Origin of the sequence: Streptomyces sp. BF23-19 (genome assembly GCF_041106355.1) — a bacterium.
GTDB classification, from domain to species: domain Bacteria; phylum Actinomycetota; class Actinomycetes; order Streptomycetales; family Streptomycetaceae; genus Streptomyces; species Streptomyces virginiae_A.
The window spans coordinates 12,869-38,894 of record NZ_JBGBPT010000031.1; the positions used below are offsets into that span (position 1 = coordinate 12,869).

Genomic DNA, 26,026 nt, shown 5'->3' on the forward strand with positions numbered 1-26,026 from the left:
GCTTAAACTAGGGGGCGGGCGGGGCGTGCGCAATGCCTGCTCCCCCTGAATACTGGGGAGTTCGAGCGACCAGGGGGAATCCATGGACGAACCGGCCCGGATCGGCCGCAGGGTGCAGCGCATGCGCGGTGAACTCGGCCTGACCCAGCGGCAGTTGGCAGAGCCCTCTTACACCTCTGCCTACATCTCCACACTGGAGTCGGGCAAGGTCCGGCCCTCCGAGACCGCGCTGCGTTTCCTCGCCGCCCGGCTGGGCACCTCGTACGAGGAGCTCGCCACCGGCCGCCCCGCCCACCTGGCCACCGAACTGCGGCTCGCCCTCACCGACGCCCAGCAGACGCTCGCCACGGGCGCGGCGGACGAGGCCGCCGCGCGCTACCGGCGGCTGCTCACCGAGGCCGAGGAGTTCGGGCTGGCCCCCGAGCAGGCGGAGGCCCGGCTCGGGCTCGGCGAGTGCGCACTGGAGTCCGGCGAACTGCCCGACGCGATCGGCCACTTCGAGGCCGCGGAACGCCTCCTCGCCGACGAGCCGCTGCCCCGCCGGGCCCGCCCGATCCGCGGCCGGGCCGTCGCGCACCTGCTCGCGGGTGAGCTGCGCTATGCCTGCTATCTGCTCGAATCCACCATCGACGAGCTGGGCGCGAGCGGGCTGGCGGATCCCGAGGCGCTGGTGCTGCTCAACGCCGCGATCATCGGGCCGTACCTCGACATGGGCGCCCATGCCCGCGCCGCCCGCGCCGCCGAACTCGCGCTCGCGCTGGCTCCGCAGGTCAGCGACCCGGCACTGGTGGCGGGCATGCACCGGCAGGTGGCCCGGACCTTCCTGGCCGGGGGCCGGGTGGCCGACGCCGACGCGTCACTGGCGAAGGCCCAGGAGATCTACGGGCAGCTGCGACTGCGGACCGATCTGGCCCACTGCCACTGGATGCGCGGCTACGTACTGGCACAGAACGGCGAACTCGTCTCGGCTGAGCGGGAGTTGCGGATCGCCCGGGACATGCTGTCGGCTCGTCGCGCCGGGCTCTACACGGCGCAGGTGGAGGTCGAGCTGGCCGACGTACTGCGCCAGCTCGGCCGCTACGAGGAGGCCGCCGGGCTCCTCTCGGCGCTGCTGGAGCTGGGGGACAGTCACGGCGCCGTGCATGCGGGCGGCGCGCACCGGCTCCTCGGCCTGATGGCCGAGGAGCGCGGTGAGTGGGAGGCCGCCGAGGAGCACTACGTCCAGGCGCTGGCGCTGCTGGAGCGCAGTGGGGCGACCGGTGATCTCGCGGACCTGTGCCGACTGTTGGGCGATCTGCTGCGGCGTACGGGCCGGGTCGAGGCGGCCATGGACGCGTACCGCACGGGCCTGGGGCACCGGGCGGCGCCCGGCACCACCACCCTGGGCCCGGCGCCCGCCGCACCCGCCGTGCGGCCCGCCGGGGTCAGTGGTTCTCGGTGGGCTGCAGGTCCCGCGGAATGAGGGTCCAGGTCGTGGCCGCCGCGGCGACCGCGAGTACGGCGGCCAGCAGGAACGCCGGGGTGATCGCCAGGGTGTAGGCGTGCGAGGCGGTGTCGAGCAGGGCCTGGCCGACGGCGCCGCCGATGCGTTCGGCGGTGTGCGCGGCCTCGCCGACGGAGCCCTGTACGGCGACGGTGCTCGGGCCGTCCAGCTCCAGGGCGGGCAGGTTGCCCCGGTAGAGCGCGGCCGCGGTGGAGCCGAGGACGGCGACGCCCATGGCCGAGCCGAGTTCGTAGCAGGTCTCCTCGATGGCGGCGGCGCTGGAGACCTCGGCGGCGGGGGCGGCGGAGACCAGGGTCACCGAGGCCACGGTGGTGGCGAGGCCGGCGCCCAAGCCCATCACGGTCAGGGCGGCCGCGAAGGCCGGGTAGCCGAGGTCGGTGAACTGCTGGAAGGTCCAGGGCAGGGCCATGCCGACGGCCAGGACGACCAGCCCGGCGCCGAGCACGTGGCGGATGGCGAAGCGGTGCATCAGCGAGGGCGCCACCATCGAGGCCACGATCAGCGCGAGCGGGGCCGGCAGCAGGCGCAGTCCGGCCTCCAGCGGGGTGTAGCCCTCGCCGTACTGGAACCACTGGGTGACGAGGAACAGGATCGCGCCCATGCCCACCATGGGCAGGAAGATCGCGGTGGCCGCGACACTGAAGGCGGGCTTGGTGAACAGCCGTACCTGCAGCAGCGGGTTGTCCAGGCGCAGCTGGCGGCGTACGAAGACGGTCAGCAGGGTGGCGGCGAGCAGGAGCAGGGCCCAGGGCAGCGGGTCGGCGATGCCGCTCTTGCCGAGCTGCTTGATTCCGCCCGCGAGGGCGAGCATGCCGACGATCGACTGGCCGACGCCCCACCAGTCCCAGCTTCCGCTGCCGCGCGGTGAGCGTGATTCGGGCAGGTAGCGCAGGCCGGCCGCGACGATGACGGCGGCGACGGGCAGGTTGAGGAGGAAGGCGGAGTGCCAGCCGTAGTCCTGGACCAGGAGTCCGCCGACGACCGGCCCGAAGGCCATGCCGCCACCGAAGACGGCCGCCCAGACGGCGAGTGCGAAGGCCCGCTCCTTGGCGTCGGTGAAGACGGTGCGCAGGATCGACACGGTGGAGGGCATGATGGCCGCGCCGCCGATGCCGAGCAGGGCGCGGGCCGCTATCACGTGCCAGGCCTCGGTGGAGAACACGGCTATGAGCGAGGCGAGCGAGAAGATGCCGAAGCCCGCCATGAGCAGTCGCTTGCGGCCCCAGCGGTCACCGAGCGCACCCGCGGTGACCAGCAGTCCGGACAGGGCGAGCGCGTAGACGTCGATGATCCACAGCTGCTGTACGGCCCCCGGCTGGAGGTCGCCGACGAGCGAGGGGAAGGCCACGTTGAGGATCGTGGTGTCCATGGAGATGAGCAGGAGGCTGCCGGAGAGGATCGCCAGGACGATCCACCTATGGGGGGCCTGCGCGGGGGTGTGCATGAGGTTCCGTTCAGAGGTGCGCCGTGTGCGCACGGTGGAGAGGCGTTTCAGGGCGCGGGAGCGCCGGCGGGAGGCTGCGCGAGCGGCCGTGTTCCGCTGAGGAAGGAGGTCAGCACCAGGTGGCCGATCTGGCGCGGGGCGAAGTGGCCGTCGCGCACGCCCTCGGCGGCGGCGTCGAGCAGGCCCCAGAGCGAGTACCAGATCCAGTACGGCGGCAGGTCCGCGCGCAGTCGGCCCAGCCGCTGGCCGAGGGCGAGGAAGGCCACGGCCTGCTGGTCCTGCCGGTCCACGCCGGCCCGGAACTCCGGGTCCGCGAGGACGGTGGCGTCGCGCGAGGTGAAACCGTAGAGGTGCGCGGCGGGCATCAGGGCGATGACCAGTTCCTCGATGGCGGCGTCGAAGGCGGCCGCGTCGGCACACTGCGTCAGGTCGAGCGGGGCCAGGCACCCGTCGACCACCTCGATCGCCCGGACGGCGACGGCCTTGAGCAGGGCCTCGCGGGTCGCGTAGCGACGGCTCAGTGTAGCGCGGCTGGTGCCGATGCCGGCGGCGATCTGCACCATCGAGGCGCTGTGATCGCCGGCGAGGACGCGGGCGGCGCTGTCCAGCAGTTCTTCTTCGTTCACCATCAGTGAGCCTCCTTCGCCTCGGACGATACAAGATTGTCTCATTCGAAGCAAAGTGCACTCACTCGCGGAGCCTCTATTGAAAATGGCAATCATTTCCGTATACTGCCTGCATGGCACGCACCGAAGTACGCCCGATCGTCAAGCTCCGCTCCACCGCGGGAACCGGCTACACCTACGTCACCCGCAAGAACCGGCGCAGCGACCCCGACCGCATGGTGCTGCGCAAGTTCGACCCGGTCGCCCGTCGGCACGTCGACTTCCGCGAAGAGCGCTGACCCTGCCCCTGCCCCTGCCCCTGCCCCACCCCTGATGAAGGAGCGCACCGTGAAGCCCGGAATCCACCCCGCCTACGGCCCCGTCGTCTTCCGCGACAAGGCCGCCGACTTCGCCTTCCTCACCCGGTCGACCGCCACGAGCGACAGGACGGTCGAGTGGGAGGACGGCCGCACCTACCCGGTCGTCGACGTCGAGATCTCCTCGCGAAGCCACCCCTTCTACACCGGCACCGCCCGCGTCCTGGACACCGCCGGCCGCGTCGAGCGCTTCCAGCGCCGCTACGGGAGCACCCGCTGACCCTGCCGGTCGCCATCGCCGGCGGGCTCCACGGCGACGCCCGCCGCAGCGCGGCGCGGGAGCTACCGACCGCCGTACCGGGCAGCGTCGCCCTCCACCACGACCTGGCCACGGCGGCCGAGGGGACCGCACGGCGCCTGGTGCGCGACGCCTCGGGCGGCGGCCTAGGTCGTCTCTTTCGGATCTTGTCGGTCAGGTCCGCGTCGTCCGGTGCCGTGCCTCGGCGTGCTGCCGGGGCTGCCGTGTACTGGACGTACTCGGTTGCCCCGGCAGTGCGGCGAGGCGCGGTGCCGGGCGGCGCGGACCCGACAAGATCCGAAAGAGACGGCCTAGTCGCCGGTGCCGCGGGCACGGGCTCCTGAGCGGGTGCGGCCCGCGGTCTGGGCCCGCTGCGGGTGGCGGCGTACGTACTCGTGCTCCAGCTCGTTCATCCGCTTCGTATGGGTGACCAGAGCGTCGTCGGACCCGTGCAACAGGGTCTCGTGGCGCGTGCGGTGGATGGCCTCCAGCTCCTTGAGCAGCCGGCCCTCCTCCAGTTTCTGCGCCGACGGACCGCCGTCGTGCTCCGTCATGGCACGTGCACCTCCTCCACCGGGCCGCGGGATCACACTGGCTTACCTCCCCGGCCACTCCATCATGCCCCGCACCACGGGAGGGGGCCTCCGGGGCCGGACGTGCCGCGCGGAAGGTGCGGCGGTAGGCGTGCGGCGGTAGGCGTGGGGCGAGACGCCGACGGCGGTGCGCAGGTGCCGGCGCAGCGAGCCGCCGGTGCCCAGGCCCGCGCGGGCGGCCACCGTGTCGACCGGCCGGTCCCTGGACTCCAGCAGGTACCGGGCCCGCTCGATCCGCTGCTGCCCGAGCCACCGTCCGGGGCTCGCTCCGACCTCGTCCCGGAAGCGGCGGGTGAAGGTCCCGACGCCGACCTTCGCGCGCGCGGCCATGTCGGCCAGGGTCAGCGTGTGGGCGCGGTGCCATCGGCCGTCGGCTCGGGAACGGGGCGGCGGATGTACTGCGCCTGCCCGCCGTCGCGCCACGGCGGGACGACGCAGGCGCGGGCCACGTCGTTGGCGATCTCGCTGCCGTGGTCGCGGCGGACGATGTGCAGGCACAGGTCGATGCCGGCGGCGACCCCGGCCGAGGTCAGGACGTCGCCGTCGTCGACGAACAGCACGTCGGGGTCGACGCGGACCCGGGTGAACGTCCGCCGCAGCCGGTCGGCCTCACGCCAGTGGATGGCCGCCGGACGGCCGTCGAGGAGACCCGCGGCGGCCAGGACGTAGGTGCCGGTACAGATCGCCACCATCCGTGGCCTCGGGCGGACGGCGGCGAGGGCGGTGCGCAGGGCGTCCGGGAGGAGGCCTTCGGTCCGGATCGGCCCCAGGCCGCGGGACGGCGGAATGACCACCGTGTCGACGCCTGCCGGCACGGACGCGTCGTGGCCGACGGCGTGATCCGACACATCGCCCCCATGGCCTGACGCGTCGTCGACGCGATCACCCGCCGGCGTCCGCGGCCCGCCAGAGCGAGTAGACACTGTCTACTCGCTCTGGTAGACAGTGTCCATGGACCAGGAGAGACCGCTCCGGGAGCGGCTGATCGACGTAGGGGTGGAACTCGTCCTGAGCGAGGGCGCCGGCGCTCTCGGGCTGCGGGAGATCGCCCGTCGGGCGGGTGTCTCGCACGGGGCGCCGCGCCGGTACTTCCCCACCCACCAGTCCCTGCTGTCGGCGATCGCCCGGCGCGGGTTCGAGGATCTCGGGGTGCGCATCGCGGCGGTGGCCGGCGCTCCGGAGCTGTCCCCGCGGGAGCGGGTGCGGACGATCGGCGTGGCGTACGTCGGCTACGCGCTGGAGCACGCGGGGATGTTCGCGCTGATGTTCCGGCACGACCTGCTGGACAGTACGGGCCAGGGGCCCTCGGACGGGCCGCGGCTGCGGGAGTCGACACTGCCGATGTTCGAACTCCTCGTCACGCTCGTCCGCCGCTGCGGAGCGGCCGAACCCTCCGTCACGGCGGCCGCGTTGTGGGCCAACCTGCACGGCGTGGCGCAGTTGTGGCGCTGGGGCAGCCTGCAGCTGGCCCTCGGCGGCGCGCCCGTCGACGGCGTCGAACGGCTCGTCGGTGCCGCGGTCGACGCCCACCTCGGTCCGGAGCCCGTATGAGGCAGCGGATCTCACTGCTCGTCAGCGTGGCGGGAGCCATGCTCGTCGCGCTGGACGGCACCGTGCTGACCGTGGCCCAGCCGAGCCTGCGGCGCGATCTGGGGGCCGATGTGGCGCAGGTCCAGTGGACCAGCACCGCCTATCTGCTGGCCGTGGCCGCGTTCCTGGTGGTGGCCGGGCGCCTCGGCGACCGGTACGGGCACGCCCGGTTGCTCTGCGTCGGTGTCCTCGGGTTCGCCGCGGCCTCGGCCGGCATCGTGTTCGCGCCAGGCGTGGGCTGGGTCATCGCGCTGCGCGCCGCGCAGGGCGTGTTCGGCGCGCTGCTGCAGCCCGCGACGCTGGCGCTGCTGCGGCTCGCGTACCCGCCCGACCGGCTCGCCACTCCGGTCGCCGTGCGGACCAGTGCGATCGGCTTGGCCGCGGCGGCCGGTCCGCTGCTCGGGGGTCTGCTGGTCGCGCGGTGGGACTGGCGGGCGGTGTTCGTGATCAATGTGCCGGTGGCCCTGGTGATCGCCGCGCTGACGCTCGCCGTACGGGCCCCCGCGCCGCCGCGTGCGGAGCACGGGCGGTTGGAGTTCGCCGGCGCCGCCCTGCTCGCCACCGCCCTCGCGGTGTTCGTGCACGCGCTGGTCGGCGTGCCCGCGCACGGGTGGACCGCCGCGCCCACCGTCATCGGCTTCGGCGGTGCCGTCGGGCTCGCGGCCCTGTTCGTACGTCGCGAGCGGCGGGCCGCGCAGCCGTTCGTGCCGCGCGCCGTAGCCCGGTCCACGGCGGTGACCGCCTCGATGGGGCTGCTGCTCCTCGTCTCCGCGGGCATGTTCGGGGCGCTGTTCACGGCCACGTTCCATCTCCAGGACGCCGAGGGGCTGGACCCGCTCGCGACCGGCGTGCGGGTGCTGCCGCTGACCGCGCTGATGGTCGCGGGGGCGCCGGTGGCGGGCCTGGCGCTGCGCAGGTTCGGGGCGCGCCGGACCGCGCTGGCCGGTACGGGGCTGGTCGTCGCCGGGATCGCCGGTCTGGGCTCCGCGTCCCCGGTGGCCTTCGGGGTACTCGGCGCCGGGTTCACCACCGTCATGGTCACGGCCACCGGGGCGGTGGTCGGCGAGGCCCCGGCCGGATACGCCGGGATGGTCGGGGGTCTCAAGCAGACGGCCATGAACATCGGCCCGGCCCTCGGGATCGCGGTCGCCGCGAGCACCGCGGCGCACGGCTGGTCGCTGGTGGCTCTGGCCGCGCTGACTGCCGTAGGACTGGCGGCGGCCTCACTGCTGCCCGGCGGCGCGCGCCCGGCAGCTGCGGGCGACCTCGTCGGCGAAGACGAGGGCGGGCGGGGCGAGGGCGGCCCAGCGGCGGACGGCCCAGCCGACCGCGAGCGGCGGCAGGGCGGGGATCGGCACGAGGCGCAGCGGGCCGTCGGAGCCGGGGACCTGCCAGCCGGGCAGCGCGGGCACGACGGCGTGTCCGAGGCCTAGTTCGGCGAGCAGCAGGGCGGTGTCCCAGTCGGCCACGCTGGTGTCGGAGCTGACCCGGATGCCGGATTCGGCGAAGGCGGCGTCCAGGTGGGCGCGGGAGGCGGAGTTCTCGGGCAGACGGATGTGCCGGATGCCGACGAGGTCGGCGAGGTCGATGTGGGGCCGGGCGGCGAGGGCGTCGTCCGCGCCGACGGCGAGCACCCAGGGCAGTCGCATGACGGGGCGCAGCTCGATGCCGCGGACCGGGCCGCCGACGGTGATCCAGGCGAGGTCGAGGTCGTCGGCGGCGAGGGCGTCGAAGCAGCTGCGGCTGGAGTTCTCGGTCTGGAACTCCAGGCTCACCTCGGGGTGGCTGCGGCGGAAGGTGACGACGGCCTCGGACATGAAGTGCCGCACGGTCGTCGCTCCGGTGGTGACGCGGACCGTGCCGCCACCGCCGCGGACGAGGTCGTCCACGCGACGCAGGGCCCCGTCGAGGCCGGCGATGCCGTCGGCGGCGGCCGCCTGGAGGATGCGGCCGGCCTCGGTGGGTACGACGCCACGGGCGTGCCGCTCCAGGAGGCCGGCGCCGGTCTGCTTCTCCAGACGGCGGACGTGCTGGCTGACGGCCGACTGGGTGCAGCCGAGGTCGCGTGCCACGGCACTGAGGCTGCCGGCGCGGCAGACGGCCACGAACACACGAAGGTCATCGAGGGTCACGCGACCCAAGATATCGCTTGGGGGTAGGGAGTAAATCGGAGGATTGACTTGGGTGTCGGGTGGGATCAAGCTCGATGCAGGGCCTGGGCGGCAACCCGGTCCCCGCCTGCGTCACGGGGTCCGGAACCCGGGCTCGGTCGGGGCCGGGTGTCGACCCGTCCGGCCCGCTCGACCCACCGTCACGGACCGGAGGGACACGCTGGTGTCGGATCACGTCGTCGCATGGCTGCGGGAGCTCGGCGCGCGGGAGATCGCCCACCCGGGCGGGACCCTCCTCGCGCATCTCGAACGGGTGGAGAACCTCCTCGCCTCCTGGGGGGCGCGCCCCGCACTCCGCCGGGCGGGCCTGTGCCACGCGTTCTACGGGACGGACGGTTTCCCCACGGCCTTGCTGCCGCTCGCCCGGCGGGCCGAACTGGCCGCGGTGATCGGCGACGAGGCCGAGGAGATCGTGTACGCGTACGCCGCGTGCGACCGCACGGCTTCGTACCCCACGCTCGCGTGTGAGGAGGCGGCCTTCCGCGACCGGTTCACCGGGCACGTCCACTCCCCCGCCCCGTGGCTCCGGCGGGACCTCGCCGAGCTGTCGGCGGCCAACGAGCTCGACCTGGCGCGGATCGATCCCGCCTTCCGTGACGCGTGGGGAGCCGAACTCCGCGCCCTGTTCGAGCGGTTGCGCGGACTGCTGAGCGAGCCGGCCCGGCGGGAGTGCCGGGCCGTGCTCGGCGACGGGGAGGGTTGAGGCGGGGTCAGGGGGCGGGTCGGCCGGTGAGGGTGATCTCGGCGGCGCTGGTCCAGGGGCCGCGGCCGCCGGCCTCGGTCAGTGCTCTCAGGCGGAGGTAGCGGCCGTTCTTCGGGGTGAGGGCCGTGGTCTTGGCGGCCGCGGTGTCGGCGAAGGTGCCGGTCGCCACGGGCGGCCCCCAGTCGGTGGTGCTGTCGGAGACGTAGACCTCGTAGCCGCCGATCCGGCCGTTGACGCCGCCGTCCTGGCGGGGCAGGTAACCGAGGCCGTCGACCGCGTAGCGGGCGCCGAGGTCGATCCGGATCTCGTGCGGGAGCGCGGCGGGCGTGCCGGAGGACCAGGCGGTGTGCCAGATCGTGGTCGGGGACCCGTCGAAGGCGTGCGTGGCCGCCCCGTTCTCGGCGGTGGTCTCCTGGCTGTCGGCGTGGACCAGGGACCAGGTCGAGCGGTCGATCGGGGTGGCCGCGGGCAGGGGTTCGGCCGCAGGAAGGCTGGTTCCGCCGGCCGAGACGGTGAAGGCGCCCGACCTCGTTCCGGTCTTGATCCGGAGCACTCCGGAACGGTCCGCCGGGTCGAAGTACCAGCCGGACGCGGCGGCGTCGTAGGCGGCCTTGGAGGCCAGGCCCGTGACGGGGGCGCCGTCGATCGTGACGGTGGCGGGCGCGGTGGCCACGTGCAGGGTGAACTCGTAGCCGCGGGCGGCCGGTTTGCCGGTGTAGCTGCCGGTGGGGGCGCCCACGGCGACGGTGACCGCGCCGGAGCCGGCCGTCGGGGCGGTGACGTCGACCCGCTGGCGGGCGTAGGCACCCGACTCGTGCGCGCGGGTGCGACCGTCGTCCTCGTAGAGGCTGAAGGAGGAGGCGCCGCGCGGGTGGATGTCGTAGGTGAGGGTGTCCACGGGCTTCTCGCCGGTGTGGTTCATCTGCGGCCACATCGGCACGACGGCGCCGCCCTTGACGAAGAGCGGCAGGGTGTCGAGGGGCGCCTGGTATCCGTTCAGCCACCCCGAGCCGGCGTACGTGCGGCCCGTCCAGTAGTCGGTCCAGGTCCCGGCGGGGAGGTAGATGCCGTCGCGTACCGAGGTGTCGGAGACGACGGGGGCGACGAGGAGGGAGTCGCCGGCCATGAACTGGCCGCTGGTGAGGTTGCCGCGGGCCACCGGGTCGTCGGGATACTCCAGGACCATGGCGCGGGTGCTGGGGACTCCACTCTCGTGGGCGATGCGGCTCATCGTGTACAGGTACGGCATCAGTCGCATCTTGAGCTGCAGGTACTTGCGGTTGATGGACAGGTACGGCTCGGCGAACCTCCAGGGCTGTTTGTCGTGGTAGCCGGCGGACGGGTTGGTCGCGCCCCAGCCGGACATGGTCATGAAGGCCGGGGTGAAGGCCTTCCACTGGAGGTCCCGGGTGTACGTGCGTGGGCTGCCGCCGAAGATGCCGTCGACGTCGCCGGCCGCGTAGTTGAGGCCGGAGAGGCCCGCTCCGGTGATGGCGGGGACGTGCCAGCGCATGTCGTCCCAGGTGCCGTACGTGTCGCCGGTCCAGACGACGGCGTTGCGCTGGGTGCCCGCCCAACCGTCGACGGTCCAGACGTAGCGGCGGGCGTCTGAGTTCTTCTCGATCCCGTCCACGGCCTGCCGCACGCCGTCGAAGGCGTACTTGTAGCCGCTGCCGATCCAGGCCACGTCGGTCTTCACGCCCCGGCTGCCGGCCGTGCCCACCTCGTCGGCGATGGAGCCGAGGCCGGTGGAGGTCCACAGGCCCGTCTGGAAGCCCTTGGCCTTCAGGGCGTCGACCGTCGACTTCAGGGGTGCGGTGTAGCCGCAGCCGTAGCCGTCGTTGGGCAGGAACCAGCCCGAGGGCATGTCGGCGGCCCGGGCGTCGGCCGCGTAGCCGACGACGTCCGGGGTGCTCTGGTGGCGGAGGCGGTTGTGATCGCCCTGGTAGTCGGGGTTGGAGGCGTTGAAGCAGTCGGCGTTGCCGAGCTCGAAGCCCCACATCGGCGCCATGAACGGCTTTCCGCTGACGTCGGTGTACGCGTCGAGCACGGATTTGAGGGAATCGCCGGTGAAGTACCAGGCGTCGAAGCGCTTCTCGTCGTGGGTGAGGGTGGTGGGCGCGTTGAAGCCGTAGGAGCCCGGGGCCCAGGTGTTGCGCATGACGCCGTAGCCGTTGGTGGACATGTAGAAGGGGGCGGGGCTGGCGTTGTCGTTCTCGCGCCACTTGTTGTCGACGGCGATCGGGACGGTCTTGCCGCGCAGCGCCCACTCGCCCAGGCGTAGGCCGGTGCCGTAGAACTGCTCGTCCGCGCCCCGGGCCAGGTACTGGGTGGTTCGGCCGCCGGTCCAGCTGGTGGGCTGGGTCTCCTGCCAGACGGGGGTGGTGTTGTCGGCGCGGAAGACGGAGAAGCGCAGAGGCTTCTTGTCGACGCGGATGGAGAGCGATCCGGTGGTGATTCGGTAGTACGCGCCTGCGTCCGAGTAGGTGGTGGTCACGGGGCCGAAGTCGGTGGTGGGGGCGAGGTCGGTGCCGGCCGGGTCGTCGGTGAAGGACCCGTCGGGCGAGAGCCAGAGGCGGAAGATGTCGGCGCGGGCGACCACCACGCGGGCCTTGGCCCCGCCGGAGGCGGTGATGGTGAACGTGTTCCCGGACCGGGTGAATCCGGTGACGTCGCCCGCCGTCGCCGTGGCTCCGGCGGGGGCGGCGGGGGCGGCGGGGGCAGCCGAGGCGGGTAACGCGACCGGTCCGGCGGCGGCCAGACCCGACACGGTGAGCGCCGCGGCGAGCAGGGCGGCGGCCGGGGTGCGTCGCCTGCGGCGATGCCTCACCGCTTGAACTCGGTGGCCCGACGGGCCTTGCCGACCCTGGCTCCTGCGGATGCTGGGCAGTCTCATGAGGCAGCTCCTCGTGCGGTCCGAGACACGGACACAGCTCTTTGGCATGCTCCCGGCAAGATAGCGCTCGGACGGGCCTCCGTGAAAGATGGTGCTCGAAGTCGGCTGCCATCGCGCAGCTTTGAACATCCATCAGGGGGAAACGCGGTCTGGATGGAGTGCGGGCCTGGTGGGCGACGACGTCGATGTGGCTGGTTCGTGGAACCGTGGCCGTGGCCGGGGCGTCACCTGATCTCGTGACAGGAACCGAACGGCCCCCGCACCGAGTCAGAGTCGAACCCATCCCCACGGACCCCGTCCGCGTCCCTGCCCCTGCCCCTGCCCCGGACAGATCCCGCACCTGGCCCGGCGTCCTCTCGATGATCGCTTCCGGGCTGCTGGGCGCCGCGGCCGGATGCCTGGCGATCGCCCTCTCGTCCCGCGCACGCGCCTACTGCGACGCGGGCTGGGACGCGGGTGGTGTGGCCGAGATGACGTTCCTGCTCCCGGTCCTGGTGGTGGGCTTCGCAGGGTGCGCCGTGGGGGTCGCGATGCTCACGCCGCGTCGGCACCCGCTGCTGCGGATGGTGCCTGTGGTGCTCGTGCTGGGGGTGCTGGTCATCTCGTTCTTCGCCGTCGAGGGCACCCTGGACGGGTATCCCGGGGATTCGGGGCTGTGCGGGCCGGACAACGTGCCGCCGTGGTGGCCCGGGTGGCTGCCCGCGTGAAAAGCGGGTGCGGGGCGTCGGACAGGTAACGCGGTGACCCTGCGCCAATCGGCGCCGCCGACATTCTCCGCGAACCTGTCGGCCGCCTGACCATCGTCCCGAAGAGCCTCGGACAAAGCCCGAAAGGTCCGGCCGCCGTACTGCCCGTACGGCAATCGCAAGCCCCGCTCGACACCCGGGCCTGGAGCTGACCAGGCAGGCCGGAACGGGGCACTGGGGCCGGACTCGGCTGCCACCGATGGGTCGTCGAAAGGACCGTGTCCTGGCTCGCCGGCTGCCACCGACTCCACCGCCGCTATGAACGCGAGGCCGAACACTTCCTCGCCTTCGTCGGCATAGCCGCAGCCCTCATCTGTCACCGACGTGCAACCCGCTGATGACGTGCACTGCCCCCGGCGCCGGCAACGACCGTCGGCGACGAGGTGGATCTTCGTGGTCGGACCGCTGCGGGAGGCCGGGCCGGCACGTGCCCTCGCCCTCCGTCTCGGGATGCCGACGGCCACCGGAGGAACGGCGGCCGGGAACCGGAGCGGGGAGTCAGGAAGCCGGGTGGCGGATCGAGCACGACGACCGCGAGCTGAAGATCGCTCCTGGTGAGAACCCGGTTGCGCCTGCAGATGCCGGTCCGAGAGGTTTGGAGGGTCCTGGCTTGATGACGCCGGACTGACCTCAGGCCTAAGGTGTGCTGGTGATCTTCAAGAGGAAGCGGAAGGCGTCGGGCCTCACCGCCACTGTGTCCGAACTGCAAGAGGCGGTTGCCACTCGCGATGGCGACCGCACTGAGCGTGCCTTCACCGCCATGATGAACGGTGTGCAGTCGGCGTCGGACGCAGAACGTGTCCTGGCAGGGCCCCGGCTGGCGGCACTGCTCCCCGCCTTCCCGCCCACCGGTCCGCGGCCGATGCTCGCGATGGCGGCCGGCTTCTGCGTCGAGCGTGGGGCCGATCCCGTGGCCTGCGGCGAACCGATCCTCGATGGCGTCCACCGGGACCTGCTCGACGCCCTCGAGTTCGCCCGCCGCTGCACCGCCACCGGCGCAGCCGAGGACGAACTGCCGGAGCCGGACGAGAAGATCATTGACGACGCCCTGCTGGCCCGCTTGGGCGGCGACGTGCGCGAGGCCACGCAGCTGGCGCTGGCCTGGTGCGCGGTCGAACAGTGGCAGCCGTCCGCGCTGGCCGTGCTGTGCCGCAGCGCCGAGGTGCGCCGCCGGCACGCATCCGCGCTCCTTCCCATCTGCCGCGACCTGGCGGCCCTGGAGCGGCACGACCTCAAATGCCTGGCCTACGCGCTCGCCGTTCTGGATGACGAGCCCCTCGTGGTGCTGCACAGGCCCACCGGGACCGGGTTCGAGATACGCATCGGCGGCATCGGGGACAACTTCCAGTTGCACACACTGCTCGCCCACGTCCTCATCGGCGGCGGCTACATCCCTGGTACCAGGCCTTCGGCAGAGAGCGTCCGCCTGGCCACGGACCCCGAGCCGGCACAGGGACGGACCCAGGCCGTCGCGACCGGGGCCTTCGAACTCCTCGCCCCGGACGGCGAGCGAATCTGGAACGAGGGGCTGCCCGACGACATCCCCGTGGTGGAGGGACGCCGCCTGCTCGTGCTCGACGAGCCGACCTACCAGCGCAGCTGGAACGCCGACCGATTCTTCCCACACCTCCCGGGCACAGCCGAGCTGACCCGCCTCCTGACCGCGGACGAGACACAGACCTGGCTCGCCCGCACGACGCCGGGCAACGCGATTCGCCGGCCCTCCTGACCCGACGGACCGGGCGGTCACCGCTACGCGACCTCCTTGAGGCTCACCGCGACGACGGGTTCACCCCGCTCGCGATCGATGTCCCGTGTTGTGGCGGATCAACCACTCTGGATGTGCTGGATTACAACTGGCCGTATGGATGCGCCCGCATCGAGATCGCCATCCGGAATCCCGACCGCCTCTGGTTCAGCGAGGACGAGCTGACGGCGCTGACGGATCACCTCGGCCATCCGGGTGAAGCAAATCCAGGCCCACATCTGAACCTCGACAGCTCAGGCGATTGCCTGTCGCTCGGGTAGTGGCGAGGTGGTAGGCGCCGGTGCCGAGCTCGATCATGTTGCCACCGAAGGTGAGGCGGTCGGCGATGGCCGCGCAGAGGCCAGGGCCGGTGAAGGTATCGGTCCAGCCGGAGAAAGACTCGTTGGAAGCGACGGCGACGCTGTTCTTCTTCTCGCGCTCGGTCAGGACCTGGAAAAGCAGTTCAGCGCCGCGGCGATCGAGTTCGACGTAGCCCAGCCCGTCGGCGAGCGCGTCAACTTCAGGAACGGGGACAAGGTGGCTGCGGCGGAACCAGCCGATCTGGCCCTCGACTCCGCCCTTCTCATGGGCGCCGCGGGTGCCGGGGCACTCGAGTCGCAGAGGCCTGTCGTCGGGAGAGCGCCAGCCTGCGTCGCTCTCGGTCGACCTCTGTGACAACGACCGTGATCTTGTCGCCGACTTGGACCACCGTCTCTGGAGCCTCGACAGGCGTCCAGGTGAGCTCCTGCAGATGGACCAGGCCCTCGATGTCGGGCGTGACCTGGACGAAGACGCCGAACGGGACCAGCTTGGTGACCCGTCCCCGCAGGGTCTGCCCCACCATGGTGCCCTCGGCGAATGCCTGGAAAGGGTCAGGCTGCGTTGCCCGCAAGGACAGCCTGGCTTCCCCGTTCCATGTGTCGAACTGGAGGAACTCGCACGAAACGCGTTGTCCCACCTGAACGACGTCCGAAGCTGTCTCGAAGCGTCGCCAGGACAGCTCGGGGATCGTGATGAACCCGACGCCGGGGAAGACCGGGTGCTCAGGGCCGTCGTCCAACGCCACAAAGATGCCGAACCGCTCGATTGACGCGATCTTGCCCGAAAGCATCTCGCCGACGCGGAGGGATTTCAGGAACGCCCAGAGCTCGGGGTGCTCCATGGCGGCTCTGGAAAGCCGTGCTCGACCCTGATCCAGGTCGATGGAGGTCACCTCGGAGGTGATCCGTTGGCCCACCTCCACCACTGCAACCGGCCCCTGACCCCAGGACAGGTCCAGCGGTCCCACAAACCCCAGCGGACGGGCGGCGAAGCCGTCCAAGGTCACCGATACCCCTCGAGATACCTCGGCCACAGTTCCGCTGCAGAGGTCGCCGACCTGAAGTGCAGCCAAGAACCTCCGGGAATCCTCATCGTCCGACGCTCCGGCCAGACCTTCGATGCCGAGACCGGACTCCACTACGGCTTCAACCGCTCCTACGTGTGGCGGCCCCGCCCGAACTAGAAGATGTCCGGGGGCGGTGGGGGTGACCGCCAGGATCGGAGGGGCCGGGGAGGACCAGCGGTGGCCGCAGGGGTCGAAGACCAGGGTCACCGGCCGCCCCGGGCGCTGGCGCCAGGAGATGCGTTCCGGGTCGTCCGCGCACACCGGGCAGCGGGGCAGCGGGCCGGGGTCCGGCAGGCAGTCGGGGGCGGCCGTGAGCGGCGTGGTGTGCGGATCGCGCATGGAGGCTCCCTGGTCGTGCGGTTGGGCTGATCGCACTGTGCCATGGACGGGCCCGGGTGCGCATGGGCGGATCGTCCAGTGTTCCGGCTGGTCAGAGGTGCGGTCAGCAGGAGGAATCCGGTCCTCTTACGGGCACTTGGTGATCAACCGCTCCCACTGCCGGCCTCCACCAGGCCCGATTCGTACGCCGCGATCACCGCTTGCGCGCGGTCGCGGACGCCCAGCTTGCCGAAGATGCCGGTGATGTGGTTCTTGACCGTGGAGACGCTGATGTCCAGTTCCGCGGCGATCTCGGCGTTGCCCCGGCCGGTGGCCATGAGCCGCCAGATCTCCAGCTCGCGCGGGGTGAGTTCGGCAGGGGTCTCGGCCGCCCACGACCGCGGCCGCTCGGGGGTCCGTACGTAGGCGGAGAGGAGCCGGCTGAGCAGCCGCGGCGCGACGGCCGCCTCGCCGGTGTGGACGATGCGGACCGCGGCGATCAGCTCCTCCGGGGAGATGTCCTTGGGCAGGAAGCCGTAGGCGCCCGCGCGCAGGGCGGCGACCACGTACTCGTCCATGTCGAAGGTGCTGAGGGCCAGGACGCGCGTCCCGGGGAGCGTGCGCGCGAGTTCCTCGGTGGCCTTGACCCCGTCCATGACCGGCATCCGGATGTCCATGACGACCACGTCGGGCCGTAGTTCATGGGCGAGGGCCACCGCCCGGGCCCCGTCCTCGGCCTCGCCCACGACCTCGAAGTCCGGGTCGGGACCCAGGATCAGGGCCAGGCCGCGCCGGACCAGCGGCTGGTCGTCGGCGATGAGTACACGGATCATGCGTGCGGAACCTCTCTGTGGAAGGCGTCTTGGACCGGGAGAGGGATCCGGGCCGCCACCCGGAATCCGCCGCCGGCGAGCGCGGCGCCCTCCAGGGTTCCGCCCTGCAGGGCGACCCGCTCGTGCATGCCGATCAGACCGTATCCGGAGCGTGCGGTGGGGCGTGCGGGCGACGCCTGCGCTCCCGCTCCGTCGTCACGCACCTCCACGCCCACCTCGTCGGCGTGGTACGTGAGCCGTACGTGGGCCCGCGCCCGGCCCGCGTGTTTGCGGGTGTTGGTCAGGGCCTCCTGGACGATCCGGAAGACGGTGAGGCCCACGGTGGGCGGGAGCGGGCGGGCGGGCCCGTCCACGGTGAACTCGGTCTCCGTACCGGCCAGCCGGGACTCGGTGATGATCCGGCCGAGATCGTCCGTACCGGGCTGCGGGGCCGGTGGGGTCTGCTCCGGCTCCTCCCCGGCCCGTAGCACGTCGAGGAGTTGGCGCATCTCGCGCAGTGCCATGCGTCCGGAGTCCTCCAGGGTGACCAGCGCCTCCCGGGACACCTCGGGGTCGTGCGCCAGGTTGGCCCGCGCCCCGCCGGCCATCAGCTGCATGGTGGTGATGTGGTGGGCGACGATGTCGTGCAGTTCGCGCGCGATCCGGCGGCGTTCGTCGGCCACGGCCCGGTCGGCGAGCCGTGTCCGGTGGGCGGCGGCCTCCCGCTGCCGGCGTTCGACCACGCGGGCCGCCGCGACGGTGATGAGGGCCGCGGTGGCGCTTCCGGCCAGTCCCCACCAGCCGAAGGGGAGCGGCCATCCGCTCTGCCCGGCGGAGGCGAGCACCGCCGATGCGGCCGCGGCCGTCACGATGACGGCGGGCCGGTGCGTCCGGGCCACCGTGTAGAGGGCGATCGTCAGGCTGAGGGTGAAGTGCGGGGACTGCGGTGCCGCCAGGTTGATGAGGATCCCTACGGCCAGGATCGCCGCCAGTACGGGCAGCGGGCGGGCGCGCCGGGCCAGCAGGGTCATCGCCGAGACCACCAGCAGGACCGTCGCGGTGACACTGAGGGTGCCGCCCTCGGTGAGCGTGCTCAAGGAGAAGCCGACGAGGTCGGCGGCAGCCGCCGCCACCGCGACGAGCGCGTCGTTGCGCGTCCAGTGGCCCCGGTCCCCTTCGCTCTCCGCGCCCTCGACCGAGCCCGCACCCGGACTCGCACCCGCACCCGCACCCGCACCCGTACTCATGACCCCGCCCCTGCCCGTCCCCACACCCATGCCGTGTCCGTGCCCGCCCCCGTGCCGCCGGTCCTGTTCCCCGGTGGTCGAGACCCATTCTGGCACCGGGGCTCCCCCGTACCGCCCGACCGCGGTAGGGCGTCGGACCAGGACCGGAGTCCTGGTCGGCGGGGCCGGCCGGACCCTGGTCCCGGGGGGCGGATCCTCCCCCGACCTGACGTTTCGCCCGCTCGCCCCTGATGGTCTGGAGTCAGGCCGGGAACCCCTGGCCGGCACCGCACAGACCGGAGGAAATGTGATCCGCGCCCTGACCGGATTCTCGACGAGAAGTCCGTGGAAGGTGATCGCCCTGTGGGCGGTCCTGGGAATGGCCGCCGCTGTCCTGGGCCAGGCGTTCGTCTTCCGCGCCGTCCAGACCGGCAACGCCGGGTTCCTGCCGGCGCAGTACGACTCGGCGGCCGCTCTGAAGATCGCCGAGGAGCGGTTCGGGGCGAAGCCGGACGCCAACCTCCTGACCGTATTGGTGGCCCGGTCGGACGAGGCTCAGCTCAGCGCCGCCGACGAGCAGCGCATCGACGCGCAGGCCGCGCGGTTGTCGCAGAGGCGTGTCGTCATGCCCAGGACCGAGGAGACGATGCCGCTCGCCCAGGACCACTCGCAGGTCCCCCGGGTCGCCCCGGCCATGACGGCGCCCGACCGCTCCTTCCGGCTGCTGTCCGTCGAACTGACCGGCAACCCGGCCGATCCCGGGGTCCAGGACACCTACCGGGCCTTCCGGGACTCGGCCCGGGCCGCCTGGGCGGAGGAGGGCCTGCGTACCGGCTTCACCGGCGGGATCGCCGACCGCGTGGACGCGACGGAAGCCGAGAAGACCCGCTCGACGGTCGTCGGCATCGCCATGCTCGCGGTCATCGTCCTGTTGCACGTACTCGTCTTCCGCAGCCTGGCGGCGGCCCTGCTGCCGCTGCTCGCCGTCAGCGTCATCGGGGGCGCCGCGGCGGGCGCGGTGGTCGGCGCCGCGCTGCTGACCGGCATCGGACTGTCCGAGTCCACACCGAGTCTGATCAGTGTGGTGCTGATGGGTATCGGCATCGACTACTTCCTGTTCCTCCTCTTCCGCTTCCGGGAGCAACTGCGCCAACACCCCGAGCAGTCCGGGCGCGAGGCGGCCGCCCAGGTCGCCGGGCGGGTCGGTACGGCCATCACCTCCGCGGCCCTGACCATCGTCGCCGCGTTCGCCACGCTCGGGGTCGCCTCCTTCGGCCAGTTCCGGGTCCTCGGGCCGGCCATCGCGCTGTCCGTGCTGGTGATGCTGCTGGGCAGCCTGACCCTGATGCCGGCCCTGCTGGCGGTCACCGGCCGCAAGATGTTCTGGCCCTCCCGGTCCTTGAAGCGCGAGCCCCGTGCGGGGTCCGCCGCGCGCATGGGCGACCGGGTGGCGTGCCGGCCGTTCACGCTGGTCCTGGCCTCGGTGGCGCTTCTCGGCACGCTGGCCGCCGGGGTCGTGGGGATGCGCATGGACTACGGGCAGAGCGGTGGCGGCGGCGAGCGGACCGCCGCCGTGGCCACCGCGGCCGAGATCTCCCGCGCTCTGCCGGCCGGGGTGTCGGACCCGACCAGTGTCTTCGTCACCGCTTCCGACGGCGTCGCCCTGACCGTCGAACGCCTCGGCGGACTGTCCGAGGCGCTCGCCGGGGTCGGCGGCGTGGGCCAGGTCGCCGAGACGGTACTGACCGAGGACCGCCGGGCGGCCCGGATCGACCTGTTCCTGACCGCCGATCCGCAGCGGCAGGAGGCACGTGATCTGGTGACGGGTCCGATCCGGGCCGCGGTCCTGGCACACACCCCCGCCGGTACGGAGGCGCATGTGGGCGGCACGGCTGCGGTGTTCGCCGATATCGCGACCGCGGTGGACAAGGACCTGCGGGTGGTCTTCCCGGTGGCGGCCGCGCTGATCGCGCTGATCCTGCTCGCCCTGCTGCGCAGTCTGCTGGCGCCGGTGATCCTGCTGGCCTCGGTCGGGCTGGGCTTCGCCGCGACCCTCGGCGCATCGACCCTGGTGTTCCAGCACGCGCTGGACCGGCCCGGGGTGGATTTCACCCTGCCGCTGGTGCTCTTCCTGTTCGTGGTCGCGCTGGGCACCGACTACAACATCCTGATGAGCGACCGGATCCGGGAGGAGATGGCCCGGCCGGGTCCGGCCCGCGCCGCGGTGGGCCGCGCCGTCCGGCACACGGCGCCCGCCATCGCCACGGCGGGCCTGGTGCTGGCCGCCTCCTTCGGCAGCCTGGCCGTGACCCCCGCCCCGTCCACCCAACAGATCGGTTTCGCGACGGCCCTCGGAATCATGCTCTCCGCCTTCGTCCTGTCGATCGTGCTGGTGCCCGCGCTGTCCACCCTCCTCGGCCGGTCCATGTGGTGGCCGGTGCGCCCGCGCCACCGCACGCGGGAGGCCGACGCGGACGCGCCGCGGACCCCGGACCGGGTGCTGGTCGGCTGATCCGCCCCGGACAGCGCGAAGGCGCCGCCGCGCGAAGGACCGTACGACGGTACGGGTCCTGCGTGCGGCGGCGCCATCGTCGCCGGGCGACCTTCGGCCGTCCGGCCTGCCGGATGCCTCGGGGCCTGTATGCCCGGCTACCTGTATGCCCGGCTGCCCGGCACAGTGTCAGGCGAGCCGGTCGATCTCGGGGTGGTCCTGGAGCCAGGCGCGGACCGCCTGCTGCTCCTTGCCCTTGCCGGTCTCCTGGATCTTCGCTTCCAGGCCGGTCAGCTGCTCCTCGGTGAGCTTGAATGACTTCAGCCATTCGGCGACCTTCGGCTCATCCTCCGCGAAGCCCTTGCGGGCCAGGGTGTGGATCCCGTCGCCCTTGCCCCAGGCCCCCTTGGGGTCCTCGAGCTTGGTCAGCTCGTAGGAGGAGTACGCCCAGTGCGGGGACCACAGCACGACCGCGACGGGCTCCTTCTTCTCGTAGGCCCGCTTCAGCTCGGCGAGCATGCCGGGCGTGGAGCCGTCGACGACCTTGTACTCGCCGTCGAGGCCGTAGTCCTTCAGGACCTTGTCCTTGAGGATCGACATCTCGCCCGCGCTCGGCTCGATGCCGATGATCCGTCCCTTGAACCGATCCGCCTTGCCCTTGAGGTCGGCGAGCGAGCGCACGTCCTTCATGTAGGAGGGCACGGACAGCTCCAGCGAGGTGGGGCCGTACCAGGAGCCGAGGTCCTCCAGCTTGTTCCCGTACTTCTCCCAGTACTGGGCGTGGGTGACGGGGAGCCAGGAGTCGGTCTGGAAGTCGAGCTGGCCGCCGGCCAGGCCGGTGTACAGGGCCCCGGCCTCCAGCTGGCGGGCGTCGACCTTGTAGCCGCGGCGCTCCAGGAGCTCCTTCCACAGGAAGGTGGAGGCGATGCCTTCGTCCCACGGGATGTAGCCGACGGAGAGGGTGCGCCCCTTGCCGATGTTCGCGGCCCCGGCCGGGCCGTCCTCGGCGGTGGAACCGCCGAAGGTGTTCAGGCCGCCCGCGACGAGCGCGAGCACCACGGCGCCGCTGATCGCGTACGCGGGCTGGGGGCGGTGGTTCCACAGTTTGGCGGCGCCGGTGGCGGCGGCCCGCGCCTTGGCGAGCGTACGACGGCCGATCGGGGAGACGTGCCGGCCGAGCGCCCCGGTCATCCGGTCCAGGTACATGGCGAGGATGACGATGGAGACGCCCGCCTCGAAACCGAGGCCGATGTCGACGTTACCGATGGCCTTGTAGACGGCGCCGCCGAGTCCGCCGCCGCCGACCATGCCGGCGATGACGACCATGGACAGGCCCAGCATGATGACCTGGTTGACGCCCGCCATGACGGTGGGCAGGGCCAGCGGGAGCTGGACGCGTACGAGGGTGTCGCGCGGGCTGGTGCCGAAGGCCTCCGCGGCCTCGACGAGTTCCCCGTCGACCTGGCGGATGCCGAGCTCGGTCATCCGGACGCCCGGGGGCAGCGAGAAGATGATGGTGGCGATGATGCCGGGCACCACGCCCACCCCGAAGAAGATGATGCCGGGGATCAGGTAGACCATGGCCGGCATGGTCTGCATGAAGTCCAGGACCGGCCGCAGGAGGGCGCTCACCCGGTCGGATCTGGAGGCCCAGATACCGAGCGGGATCGCGAACGCCAGGGTGACGAGTGTGGCGACCAGGACCAGGGACAGGGTGGACATGGCGTCCTCCCACAGGCCGAGGGAGTCGACCAGCGCGAAGCCCGCGAAGGCGAGCAGGCCCGCCAGTAGACCGCGCAGCCACCAGGCGGCGACGGCGAGGATGCCCGCGAAGAGCAGCGGGGCGGGGGCGGAGAGGACGGCGTCGATGCCGTCGTAGAGGCCGCTGACGAGCGAGCTGATGGCCTCGAACAGCCAGGAGAGGTGGCTCTGGAGGAAGTCGACTCCGCTGTCGACCCAGTTGCCGAGAGGGAGGCGGGGCATCAGGCGGCCACCTCCGCGCAGTACATCGGGGGCCGTTGCTCGTCGCCGATGAAGGCGATGAGGCGGTCCTGGGGTACGGAGCCGATGACGGCGCCGTCCGCACCGGTGACGGCGACCGCGTGCGGAACCCGGGCACTGACGGCGCACAGGTCGGCGAGCGGGGTCCCGGCGGTGACGGTCGGGCAGTCGCAGGCGTCGGCGGCCGGTTCCGGATCGTCCATGACGGCATCGGCCGTCAGGACCCGGGAGCGGTCCACGTCCTGGATGAAGGAGGCGACGTAGTCGTCCGCGGGGCGGGTGAGGATGTCCTCGGCGGTGCCCTGCTGGACGATGCGGCCGTCGCGCATGACGGCGATGCCGTCGCCGAGGCGCATGGCCTCGTTGAGGTCGTGGGTGATGAAGACGATGGTCTTCTTCAGGCGCTTCTGGAGTTCCAGCAGCTGGTCCTGCATGTCGCGGCGGATCAGCGGGTCCAGTGCGCTGAAGGACTCGTCCATCAGCAGGAGGTCGGCGTCGGTGGCCAGGGCCCGGGCGAGGCCGACCCGCTGCTGCATGCCGCCGGAGAGCTCGTCGGGCCAGGACTTCTCCCAGCCTTCGAGCCCGCACAGGGCCAGGGCCTCGGCAGCGCGCCGCTCGCGCTCGGGGCGGGGCACGCCCTGCACCTCGAGCCCGTAACCGGCGTTCTCCAGCACGTTGCGGTGCGGGAACAGCGCGAAGTGCTGGAAGACCATGGAGATCTTCGTGGACCGTACGTGGCGCAGCTCGCTCGGGCTCAGCCGGGTGAGGTCCTGGCCGCCGAAGAGGATGCGTCCCGCGGTGGGTTCCAGCAGGCCGTTCAGCATGCGCAGCAGCGTGGACTTGCCGGAACCCGACAGACCCATGACGACGAAGATCTGGCCCGGCTGGACGTCGAAGGAGGCGTCGATCACGGCGGCGGTGGTCCCGTCGGCGCGCAACTCGTCGCGGCCTGCGCCGTTTTCGAGCGCACGGACGGCGGCTGCGCTGTCGGCGGGGCGCCTCCCGAACACCTTGTAGACGTGCTCGGCCTGGAGCGTGGACACATACACCTCACGGGTCGTACCAAGTACGGCGCGCACCGGCGGGCCGGCGGGGCCGTGGAGCGGGACGGGATCTGCCCGTGTGCGCCATGCCCTCCGGCGCGATCGGCCGGAGGGCATGGTTCCGCTCCAGCAGCGCCGATGCCCTGCATTCACCTGAGCAAACGCCGGGGTGATCCTCCTCACTTACGGAGTACGGGGCCCCCGGTACGCGGATCCGCGCGCCGGATCGGGAGGCCGCGGACGGCTGCGGTCCGGTACGCCCTTCCCCCGGGGCGGAGTTGGGACCGGAATCCGGCGGGCGGCCCGGCCGCCGGGCCCGGCACACCGCCGCCCGGGGTGTGGCCGAGGCCACAGTGCGGGTCCGGCCGGTCCGGACGGTCCGGCCGTCACGTGATGCGGAAACCGGTGGTCGCGTGGTCGCGGCGGTCACGGTGGAAGGTGAGCCGGTCCCAGGTGGGAAAGGCCAGGTCGGTGACGGTCAGCAGGCGGCCGGAGCTGTCGTGCAGGGTGCGGCGTACGGTCAGCCCGCAGGCCGGGGCGGTGGCCCGGGGGTGGGTGACGCGGGTCATGGTGAGGGTCTCGGCGACCCTGCCGCCCGCGGTGGCGCGGTCGAGCCAGCGGTGCAGTGCGGTCAGGTCCTGCTCGTGGGCGCTCGTCGTCGCCGTCCGGTTCCGCAGAGCCGCCAGCTCCGGACTCCGCGCGACGACCCCGGGGCTGAAGTAGGTGACGGCGTCCCGGAGGGTCTCACCGGCCGGTCCGCGTTCGCGGTGGTGATGGACCAGGGTGCGGTCTCCGCCGGCCATGCCGAGGAGCGTGCCGAGGGACGGCGGGACGGTGACGTAGGTGGCCCAGCTGCGGGTCGGCGCGGGACCGGCGGAGGGCGCCGCGGCCGGGACTCCGGAGACGGCCGCGACGACCGGGACGACCGGGACCGCGACGATGGCCGGGACGGCGGCGACGACGGGGACGGCGGGGCGGGTGCCTCGGCGGCCGGTGACGACGAGGCCGTCCTCGCGCAGGTGCTGGAGGGCCGCCCTGATGGTCTGCCGGTTGACCTGGTAGCGGGCGGCGAGGCTGCGTTCGGACGGCAGTCTGCCGCCGGGGGTGTGTGCGGCGCGGTCGAGATCGCGGCGCAGCGCTGCGGCGATCCGCTGATACTTGGGCATGGCGGCCTGGCCGCCGCCCCGCGAAGGGGAGGGCATGGCTTCTCCTCTGACGGGTGGTCAAGGACTGCGCGGTCTGCCCGACCAACCTAGCATTGGTCTATACCTTTCAGTGAGGCAGATCGCGGCACGGGCCCCGGCTTGGCCGATTTCCCACCCGCGCCCGCGCGCCCCCTCGAGACGGCCGACAGAACGTGGAGCGGCCCTGTCATGACCGATCGCGCGCGACCGCCGACGGAGCGGATCCCCGGAGAACTGGCGGAAGTTGCACGCAAGAACCCGAGGACACCGGGGCTCGCGCCGGAACGCCTTGACACGCCAAGTGGTTAGCCGCCATATTACTTTCATGACGAGGGACGGCATCGACGACGAGGCACCCACACCGGAGCAGGCCAGACGACAGGTCGAGCATTACGGCCTGGATGTCGATCCCCAGGCGGTGCTGGTCGCGGTGCGGCTGATCTCGGCGGGCGCGCGGGTCGGCCGGGCGGCCGAGGCGCACTTCGCCAGGTTCGGCCTGTCGACGGGGCGCTACCGCCTGCTCGCCGACCTCGAGGACCACGGCGGGGAGAAGTCCCCCTCGCACCTCGCGGTCGACCTCGGCGTCTCCAGGGCCACGGTCACCGGCCTGCTGGACGGCCTCGAACGCGAGGGCCTGATCGCCCGCCGCCCGTCCACGGAGGACGGCCGGGGCACGGTGGCCGTCCTCACCGCGCGCGGATCGCAACGCCTGCGCGACATGGCGCCCGAGCATTTCGGGCGGCTCGAAGCGATGGTGGGCGGGCTTTCCGTCGAGGAGCGCGCGGTGTTCCTGGACCTGCTCGCCCGCGTGGTGCGCGGCAGCACGGCCCTGACCACGGACTGACCCGACCCGACCCACAGCCATTTCGGCCCCGCCCCACAGCAGGGCCGCTTTTCGCGGAGTAATAGTTAGCCCCCTAATTATCTCGCCTCCCGCATCCGACCGAGAA

At 72.3% G+C, this 26,026-nt stretch carries 20 protein-coding genes and 5 pseudogenes; 12 read left to right on the plus strand and 13 right to left on the minus strand.

The features are described from left to right. The first annotated feature begins 82 nt into the window (after positions 1-82). Positions 83-1,462, plus strand: coding sequence for a tetratricopeptide repeat protein (locus AB8A24_RS19050; RefSeq protein ID WP_369476768.1), 1,380 nt, complete (start codon positions 83-85; stop codon positions 1,460-1,462). Here the strand turns inward: AB8A24_RS19050 and AB8A24_RS19055 are convergent. Both AB8A24_RS19055 and AB8A24_RS19060 read right to left on the minus strand, forming a co-directional pair. Beyond that, positions 1,425-2,948: an MFS transporter gene (locus AB8A24_RS19055; RefSeq protein WP_369476769.1), complete on the minus strand. Its 1,524-nt coding sequence runs from the start codon at positions 2,946-2,948 to the stop codon at positions 1,425-1,427. The two genes, AB8A24_RS19050 and AB8A24_RS19055, sit on opposite strands and share 38 nt — an antisense overlap. 47 nt (positions 2,949-2,995) lie before the next feature. Continuing rightward, a complete protein-coding gene (locus AB8A24_RS19060; protein WP_030718081.1) occupies positions 2,996-3,577 on the minus strand; it encodes a TetR/AcrR family transcriptional regulator in 582 nt (193 codons plus the stop codon). Between the two features lie 110 nt (positions 3,578-3,687). Here AB8A24_RS19060 and rpmG point away from each other — a divergent pair, with 110 nt between their 5' ends. The 3 genes and pseudogenes from rpmG to AB8A24_RS19075 form a co-directional block, all read left to right on the plus strand. Next, positions 3,688-3,852, plus strand: coding sequence for a 50S ribosomal protein L33 (gene rpmG, locus AB8A24_RS19065; protein WP_328960046.1), 165 nt, complete (start codon positions 3,688-3,690; stop codon positions 3,850-3,852). Positions 3,853-3,901: 49 nt separating this feature from the next. Beyond that, on the plus strand, positions 3,902-4,150 hold the full coding sequence (locus AB8A24_RS19070; protein WP_328960047.1) for a type B 50S ribosomal protein L31: 249 nt from the start codon (positions 3,902-3,904) through the stop codon (positions 4,148-4,150). Next, positions 4,147-4,308: pseudogene (locus tag AB8A24_RS19075) on the plus strand (cobalamin biosynthesis protein CobW); the annotation flags it as partial. The gene AB8A24_RS19070 and the pseudogene AB8A24_RS19075, both read left to right, overlap by 4 nt. Before the next feature lie 171 nt (positions 4,309-4,479). Here AB8A24_RS19075 and AB8A24_RS19080 read toward each other — a convergent pair. Both AB8A24_RS19080 and AB8A24_RS19085 read right to left on the minus strand, forming a co-directional pair. Continuing rightward, complete coding sequence (locus tag AB8A24_RS19080) at positions 4,480-4,722, minus strand: DUF6158 family protein (protein WP_030718072.1); 243 nt, start codon at positions 4,720-4,722, stop codon at positions 4,480-4,482. 42 nt (positions 4,723-4,764) lie between these two features. Further along, positions 4,765-5,561, minus strand: a pseudogene (locus AB8A24_RS19085) (GlxA family transcriptional regulator); the annotation flags it as partial. Between the two features lie 151 nt (positions 5,562-5,712). On the opposite strand from AB8A24_RS19085, the gene AB8A24_RS19090 reads away from it, so the two are divergent. Together AB8A24_RS19090 and AB8A24_RS19095 are read left to right on the plus strand one after the other, a co-directional pair. After that, positions 5,713-6,312: a TetR/AcrR family transcriptional regulator gene (locus AB8A24_RS19090; protein ID WP_369476770.1), complete on the plus strand. Its 600-nt coding sequence runs from the start codon at positions 5,713-5,715 to the stop codon at positions 6,310-6,312. Further along, a pseudogene (locus tag AB8A24_RS19095) lies at positions 6,309-7,589 on the plus strand (MFS transporter); the annotation flags it as partial. The gene AB8A24_RS19090 and the pseudogene AB8A24_RS19095, both read left to right, overlap by 4 nt. Here the strand turns inward: AB8A24_RS19095 and AB8A24_RS19100 are convergent. Then, the gene (locus AB8A24_RS19100) at positions 7,575-8,483 is read right to left on the minus strand and encodes a LysR substrate-binding domain-containing protein (RefSeq protein ID WP_369476771.1); all 909 of its coding nucleotides are present in this window, start codon (positions 8,481-8,483) and stop codon (positions 7,575-7,577) included. The pseudogene AB8A24_RS19095 and the gene AB8A24_RS19100 overlap by 15 nt on opposite strands. Positions 8,484-8,685: 202 nt before the next feature. On the opposite strand from AB8A24_RS19100, the gene AB8A24_RS19105 reads away from it, so the two are divergent. Then, the gene (locus tag AB8A24_RS19105; RefSeq protein WP_369476772.1) at positions 8,686-9,225 is read left to right on the plus strand and encodes a DUF6817 domain-containing protein; all 540 of its coding nucleotides are present in this window, start codon (positions 8,686-8,688) and stop codon (positions 9,223-9,225) included. 7 nt (positions 9,226-9,232) lie between these two features. On the opposite strand, the gene AB8A24_RS19110 is transcribed toward AB8A24_RS19105, so the two are convergent. Beyond that, positions 9,233-12,055: a TIM-barrel domain-containing protein gene (locus AB8A24_RS19110; protein ID WP_369476773.1), complete on the minus strand. Its 2,823-nt coding sequence runs from the start codon at positions 12,053-12,055 to the stop codon at positions 9,233-9,235. 425 nt (positions 12,056-12,480) lie between these two features. On the opposite strand from AB8A24_RS19110, the gene AB8A24_RS19115 reads away from it, so the two are divergent. The 3 genes and pseudogenes from AB8A24_RS19115 to AB8A24_RS19125 all read left to right on the plus strand — a co-directional run bounded on the left by AB8A24_RS19115 (position 12,481) and on the right by AB8A24_RS19125 (position 14,596). After that, positions 12,481-12,828, plus strand: a complete 348-nt coding sequence (locus AB8A24_RS19115) for a hypothetical protein (protein WP_328960052.1) — start codon at positions 12,481-12,483, stop codon at positions 12,826-12,828. A gap of 224 nt (positions 12,829-13,052) precedes the next feature. After that, a pseudogene (locus tag AB8A24_RS19120) lies at positions 13,053-13,205 on the plus strand (transposase); the annotation flags it as partial. Between the two features lie 425 nt (positions 13,206-13,630). Then, positions 13,631-14,596, plus strand: a complete 966-nt coding sequence (locus AB8A24_RS19125; protein WP_328965766.1) for a hypothetical protein — start codon at positions 13,631-13,633, stop codon at positions 14,594-14,596. 288 nt (positions 14,597-14,884) lie between these two features. Here AB8A24_RS19125 and AB8A24_RS19130 read toward each other — a convergent pair. The 4 genes and pseudogenes from AB8A24_RS19130 to AB8A24_RS19145 all read right to left on the minus strand — a co-directional run. Continuing rightward, positions 14,885-15,112 (minus strand): annotated as a pseudogene (locus AB8A24_RS19130) (ATP-binding protein); the annotation flags it as partial. Positions 15,113-15,197: 85 nt separating this feature from the next. Further along, positions 15,198-16,340 carry a S1 RNA-binding domain-containing protein gene (locus AB8A24_RS19135; protein ID WP_369476775.1) on the minus strand — a complete coding sequence of 381 codons (1,143 nt, stop codon included), beginning with the start codon at positions 16,338-16,340 and terminating at the stop codon, positions 15,198-15,200. A 143-nt stretch (positions 16,341-16,483) separates the two neighbouring features. Beyond that, positions 16,484-17,152 (minus strand): response regulator transcription factor, encoded by a 669-nt coding sequence (locus tag AB8A24_RS19140; protein WP_328960054.1) that lies wholly within the window; start codon positions 17,150-17,152, stop codon positions 16,484-16,486. Next, complete coding sequence (locus AB8A24_RS19145) at positions 17,149-18,378, minus strand: sensor histidine kinase (RefSeq protein ID WP_369476777.1); 1,230 nt, start codon at positions 18,376-18,378, stop codon at positions 17,149-17,151. The genes AB8A24_RS19140 and AB8A24_RS19145 overlap by 4 nt, the downstream gene beginning before the upstream one ends. A gap of 286 nt (positions 18,379-18,664) precedes the next feature. Between AB8A24_RS19145 and AB8A24_RS19150 the strand changes: the two genes are divergently transcribed. After that, complete coding sequence (locus AB8A24_RS19150) at positions 18,665-20,869, plus strand: MMPL family transporter (protein WP_369476779.1); 2,205 nt, start codon at positions 18,665-18,667, stop codon at positions 20,867-20,869. Between the two features lie 168 nt (positions 20,870-21,037). Here AB8A24_RS19150 and AB8A24_RS19155 read toward each other — a convergent pair whose 3' ends face one another. The 3 genes from AB8A24_RS19155 to AB8A24_RS19165 all read right to left on the minus strand — a co-directional run bounded on the left by AB8A24_RS19155 (position 21,038) and on the right by AB8A24_RS19165 (position 25,094). Further along, a complete protein-coding gene (locus AB8A24_RS19155; protein ID WP_328960057.1) occupies positions 21,038-22,831 on the minus strand; it encodes an ABC transporter permease/substrate binding protein in 1,794 nt (597 codons plus the stop codon). Further along, the gene (locus AB8A24_RS19160) at positions 22,831-23,892 is read right to left on the minus strand and encodes a glycine betaine/L-proline ABC transporter ATP-binding protein (RefSeq protein WP_266479951.1); all 1,062 of its coding nucleotides are present in this window, start codon (positions 23,890-23,892) and stop codon (positions 22,831-22,833) included. The genes AB8A24_RS19155 and AB8A24_RS19160 overlap by 1 nt, the downstream gene beginning before the upstream one ends. 386 nt (positions 23,893-24,278) lie before the next feature. After that, the gene (locus tag AB8A24_RS19165) at positions 24,279-25,094 is read right to left on the minus strand and encodes a winged helix-turn-helix domain-containing protein (protein WP_328960059.1); all 816 of its coding nucleotides are present in this window, start codon (positions 25,092-25,094) and stop codon (positions 24,279-24,281) included. Positions 25,095-25,401: 307 nt separating this feature from the next. Here AB8A24_RS19165 and AB8A24_RS19170 point away from each other — a divergent pair, with 307 nt between their 5' ends. Further along, positions 25,402-25,920 carry a MarR family transcriptional regulator gene (locus AB8A24_RS19170; RefSeq protein WP_328960060.1) on the plus strand — a complete coding sequence of 173 codons (519 nt, stop codon included), beginning with the start codon at positions 25,402-25,404 and terminating at the stop codon, positions 25,918-25,920. The last annotated feature ends 106 nt before the right edge of the window (positions 25,921-26,026 follow it).

Coding starts and splice junctions, on each gene's coding strand:
- AB8A24_RS19050 (WP_369476768.1), top strand. CDS start 83: ATGGACGAACCGGCCCGGATCGGCCGCAGGGTGCAGCGCATGCGCGGT.
- AB8A24_RS19055 (WP_369476769.1), bottom strand. CDS start 2,948: ATGCACACCCCCGCGCAGGCCCCCCATAGGTGGATCGTCCTGGCGATC.
- AB8A24_RS19060 (WP_030718081.1), bottom strand. CDS start 3,577: ATGGTGAACGAAGAAGAACTGCTGGACAGCGCCGCCCGCGTCCTCGCC.
- rpmG (WP_328960046.1), top strand. CDS start 3,688: ATGGCACGCACCGAAGTACGCCCGATCGTCAAGCTCCGCTCCACCGCG.
- AB8A24_RS19080 (WP_030718072.1), bottom strand. CDS start 4,722: ATGACGGAGCACGACGGCGGTCCGTCGGCGCAGAAACTGGAGGAGGGC.
- AB8A24_RS19090 (WP_369476770.1), top strand. CDS start 5,713: ATGGACCAGGAGAGACCGCTCCGGGAGCGGCTGATCGACGTAGGGGTG.
- AB8A24_RS19115 (WP_328960052.1), top strand. CDS start 12,481: ATGATCGCTTCCGGGCTGCTGGGCGCCGCGGCCGGATGCCTGGCGATC.
- AB8A24_RS19125 (WP_328965766.1), top strand. CDS start 13,631: ATGAACGGTGTGCAGTCGGCGTCGGACGCAGAACGTGTCCTGGCAGGG.
- AB8A24_RS19135 (WP_369476775.1), bottom strand. CDS start 16,340: ATGCGCGATCCGCACACCACGCCGCTCACGGCCGCCCCCGACTGCCTG.
- AB8A24_RS19140 (WP_328960054.1), bottom strand. CDS start 17,152: ATGATCCGTGTACTCATCGCCGACGACCAGCCGCTGGTCCGGCGCGGC.
- AB8A24_RS19145 (WP_369476777.1), bottom strand. CDS start 18,378: ATGAGTACGGGTGCGGGTGCGGGTGCGGGTGCGAGTCCGGGTGCGGGC.
- AB8A24_RS19155 (WP_328960057.1), bottom strand. CDS start 22,831: ATGCCCCGCCTCCCTCTCGGCAACTGGGTCGACAGCGGAGTCGACTTC.
- AB8A24_RS19165 (WP_328960059.1), bottom strand. CDS start 25,094: ATGCCCTCCCCTTCGCGGGGCGGCGGCCAGGCCGCCATGCCCAAGTAT.
- AB8A24_RS19170 (WP_328960060.1), top strand. CDS start 25,402: ATGACGAGGGACGGCATCGACGACGAGGCACCCACACCGGAGCAGGCC.